Here is a 3,691-nt window from a genome sequence, read left to right as displayed (position 1 = left end):
GGGAAGACGCCCGTACCCAGGAACCGGACGGAACCGCCCACGGCGCGCAACCGGACGGAACCGCCCGCCGCGCGGAACCGGGCCGACGGCGCGGCCTCGGCCGCGCGCCCCAGGCCGGGCACGGACGGACCGGCCTCCGCCCCCCGCCCCAGGCCGGGAACGGAGAGCACCCGCGCCAGGACCGGCACGGAGGGCACCCGCCCCAGGACCGGCACGGAGGGGACACGTCCCCGCACCGGCACGGAAGGCACGCGCACCCGCACCGGCACGGACGGCACGCGGGCCAGGACCGGCGCCGACGGGACCCGGGTCAGGGCCGACGGCGCGGTTCCGCCGCCGCGGGGCAGGACGAACACCGACGGCAAGGCCGCCACGCCCCGGACCAGGACCGGCGCCGACCCCAAGACGGGCCCGCGCGCGCGGGCGACGGCGGCCGTGCGGAGCAGGTCACAGGACGGCCGGCGGACCAGGCTCAGGGGCGAGGCGCCGACCACGCTGCCCGCGGGCAACACGGCTCTGCTGCTGCTCGCGGTGCTGGCGGTGCCGTGCGTGGTGACGTCGGTGATCTGGCCGATCGCCTCGATCGCCATCACGACGGCGTTCGTGGTGCTGACCAGGACGCTCTGGATGAGTCATTGGCTGGTCAGGAAGCGCAGCGCGCGTCGCATGCGGATCGCGCTGCGCGTGTTGCTGTTCCCGTTCGCGCTGACCGGGGCGGCGGCGACCGCCGTGGTGTGGCCGGGAGTGCCCGTCGCGGTGGCGTCGGGCGGTGCGCTCTGGGTGACCGGTGGCGGTCAGATCGACTCCGACTGGTGGCAGCAGCCGGCCCCCGTGACGGTCGCGGCGGTGGTGTTCGGCATGTTGTGCGGCGGTATCACCGGGCGCGAGATCGAGCGGATCGGCGGCAAGCTGCCGGAGTTGCGCAGGGAAGGGCTGCGCGCACTGGCCGTGCTGGGCGGGTTCGTCGCCCTGTGCGCGGCCGCCGTGCGCGCGATCGCCCTCCTGCTGTAGGCGGCGAGGACGGCCGGCCGGTCAGCCCTGGCCGCCGTCGCGGCGCGAGAAGCGGTTGAAGATGCGCTCGCCCGCGTTCACCGCCCCTTCGGCCACGTCGCGCAGCACGCCGATGAAGGGGTCCTGCGACTGGGACCAGGAGGCGCGGTAGGACTCGGCCGCCGCCTTGATCTCGTCGGTGACGCGGGCGTTGGCGTCGTCCTCCCTGCGGGGGTAGTCGCCGCCGATGATGCGGTCGTACTCGCCGCTGCGCTGCCACTTGTCGAGCTCGGCGACGCGCACCACGGCGAACGGGTGGGTGGTGCCGAGCAGGTTGAGCACCTTGAGGAAGCCGTCGCGCAGGTCGCCCGCGGTGTCGTACTCCTGGTACTGCTCCAGGAACGCCTCGATGTTCATCTCGTGGGTGTAGGCGCCGCCGGCGAGCTTCATCAGCGCGCGCTTGGCCGACTCGGGGTTCTGGGCGGTCAGCAGGCCGCCGCGGTCGGAGGAGAGCTCCGACTTGCGGTACCACTCCTCCAGGCCCGCGACGATCGCGCGCAGCCCGATGTAGCCGAGCGGGATCCAGGCGACGCGCGTGGCGAGGCGGGTGAGGATGTCGAGCATCGTCCGGTAGACCGCGTGACCCGACAGGATGTGCGAGGTCTCGTGGCCGATGACGAAGCGCTGCTCCTCCTCGTCCATGAGGTTGAGCAGGCCGGTGGTGACGACGATGAACGGGTCGTCGAAGCCGATGGCCTTGGCCTGGACGTGCGGGTCCTGCTGGACGTAGATCTCCGGGATGCGGTGCAGGTCGAGGATGTAGGCCGCGTCGCGCCCCATGTCGTACAGGGAGCGGAACTGGGTCTCGCTGACGCGCACGGACGACGCCAGGTACATCAGGCGAAGGCGGCGCTCACTCACAAGACCGGACATCTGCTTGAGAACCGTGTCGAACCCACTCAACTTACGCAGAGCGACCAGGGCGGACCGGTCTGCGGGGTGTTCGTAGGCTCGGGACGAGATGCCGGGCAGTTGGACGCGGTTGCGGTCCGGGGTGGTCGTCATGCCCGGCATGCTACGTCCGCAACGGATGTGATGCGCGGACATCACCAAGGGGGGTGCCGTCATGTTCGGGTACCCCGTCCGCGTAGGGTCCGACTCATGATGAACGCGCCTGGGAACCAGGGGAAGCGGCGGGTGGGTGTGATGGGCGGGACCTTCGATCCCATCCACCACGGCCACCTGGTCGCAGCAAGCGAGGTCGCCCATCACTTCGACCTCGACGAGGTCGTGTTCGTGCCGACCGGGCGGCCGTACCAGAAGTCCGGACGCGAGGTGTCGGCGCCCGAGGACCGCTATCTGATGACGGTCATCGCCACGGCCTCCAACCCCCGCTTCTCCGTGAGCAGGGTGGACGTCGACCGCCCCGGCCCCACCTTCACCATCGACACGCTGCGGGACATCTCCAACGTCTACGGCCCGCAGGTGGACCTGTACTTCATCACCGGCGCCGACGCGCTCGGCGCGATCCTGGGCTGGCAGGACGCCGACGAGCTGTTCGAGCTGGCGCACTTCGTGGGCTGCACCCGCCCTGGGCACACGTTGCACGACCCCGGGCTGCCCGAGGGCAGGGTGACCCTGCTGGAGATACCCGCGCTGGCCATCTCGTCGTCGGAGTGCCGTCAGCGGGTGGCCAAGGGGGAGCCGATCTGGTATCTGGTGCCGGACGGAATCGTGCAGTACATCAACAAACGAGGGTTGTATCACGGGGAAGGCTGAAGCTCTCCGCGCCGTGGGTGAGGGGTTTCGGCCTGGAAGGGTACCCTCGGTATATGGGCATGCTGCCGACACAGGAGGACAGACCCGCATCGTGACCGCATCCGACAGATCCGTTCAGCTCGTCCAGATCGCCGCCGAGGCCGCGGCCGACAAGCTGGCCGATGACATCCTCGCCTACGACGTGAGCGAGCAGCTCGTCATCACCGACGCCTTCCTGCTCTGCTCCGCCACGAACGACCGCCAGGTCCGCGCCATCGTCGATGAGATCGAAGACCGGCTGCGCACCGAGGCCGACGCCAAGCCCGTGCGCCGCGAGGGCGAGCGCGAGGGCCGCTGGGTGCTGCTCGACTACATCGACATCGTCGTGCACGTCCAGCATGAGGAAGACCGCACGTTCTACGCCCTTGAGCGCCTGTGGAAGGACTGCCCGGCCATCGGCCTGCCGGAGAGCGTCATGCTCGCCAACATGCAGCGGGCCCGCAGTTGAGCAGGCGGATCGTCTGCCTCCGCCACGGACAGACCCTGTGGAACGTGGAGCACCGTTTCCAGGGCCACTCCGACATCCCGCTCGACGAGACCGGCGTCGCGCAGGCGGCCAGGGCCGCCTCGCTGCTGGCCTCGCTGCGGCCGACCCTCATCGTCTCCTCCGACCTCCAGCGCGCCCATGACACGGCCCTGGCGCTCGGCAGGCTCGTGGGGCTCGACGTGACCGTCGACAAGGACTTCCGCGAACGCGGCGGCGGCCAGTGGGAGGGTCTGACGCGCGACGAGATCGCCGCGCGCTGGCCCGAGGAGTACATCGCCTGGGAGGCCCCCGACGGCGAGCCCGTCTCGGAGGTCGCGACCCGGGTGGCCGCCTCCATGCGCAAGTGGGCGGCCAAGCTCGACGACGACGGGCTCCTGGTCGTCGCCTCGCACGGCG

The 3,691-nt window shown here is 71.0% G+C and carries 4 protein-coding genes and 1 pseudogene; 4 read left to right on the top strand and 1 reads right to left on the bottom strand.

The window, feature by feature from the left end:
- Positions 1-1,011 (top strand): annotated as a pseudogene (locus ACWCSD_RS49630) (serine/threonine protein kinase); the annotation flags it as partial.
- Positions 1,012-1,032: 21 nt separating this feature from the next.
- Here ACWCSD_RS49630 and ACWCSD_RS49625 read toward each other — a convergent pair.
- Positions 1,033-2,064, bottom strand: a complete 1,032-nt coding sequence (locus ACWCSD_RS49625) for a M48 family metallopeptidase (RefSeq protein WP_387663390.1) — start codon at positions 2,062-2,064, stop codon at positions 1,033-1,035.
- An 87-nt stretch (positions 2,065-2,151) separates the two neighbouring features.
- On the opposite strand from ACWCSD_RS49625, the gene nadD reads away from it, so the two are divergent.
- From nadD to ACWCSD_RS49610, 3 genes are all read left to right on the top strand, one after another.
- Positions 2,152-2,769: a nicotinate-nucleotide adenylyltransferase gene (nadD, locus tag ACWCSD_RS49620; protein ID WP_449926345.1), complete on the top strand. Its 618-nt coding sequence runs from the start codon at positions 2,152-2,154 to the stop codon at positions 2,767-2,769.
- A gap of 91 nt (positions 2,770-2,860) precedes the next feature.
- Positions 2,861-3,256, top strand: a complete 396-nt coding sequence (rsfS, locus tag ACWCSD_RS49615) for a ribosome silencing factor (protein ID WP_125639389.1) — start codon at positions 2,861-2,863, stop codon at positions 3,254-3,256.
- A gap of 44 nt (positions 3,257-3,300) precedes the next feature.
- The coding region (locus ACWCSD_RS49610; protein ID WP_449926341.1) for a histidine phosphatase family protein at positions 3,301-3,691 on the top strand (391 nt) is incomplete at its 3' end.

The organism is Nonomuraea sp. NPDC001684 (assembly GCF_053596515.1).
Note: the sequence above shows the minus strand (reverse complement) of the source record. Positions and strands in the feature narration are given on the sequence as shown.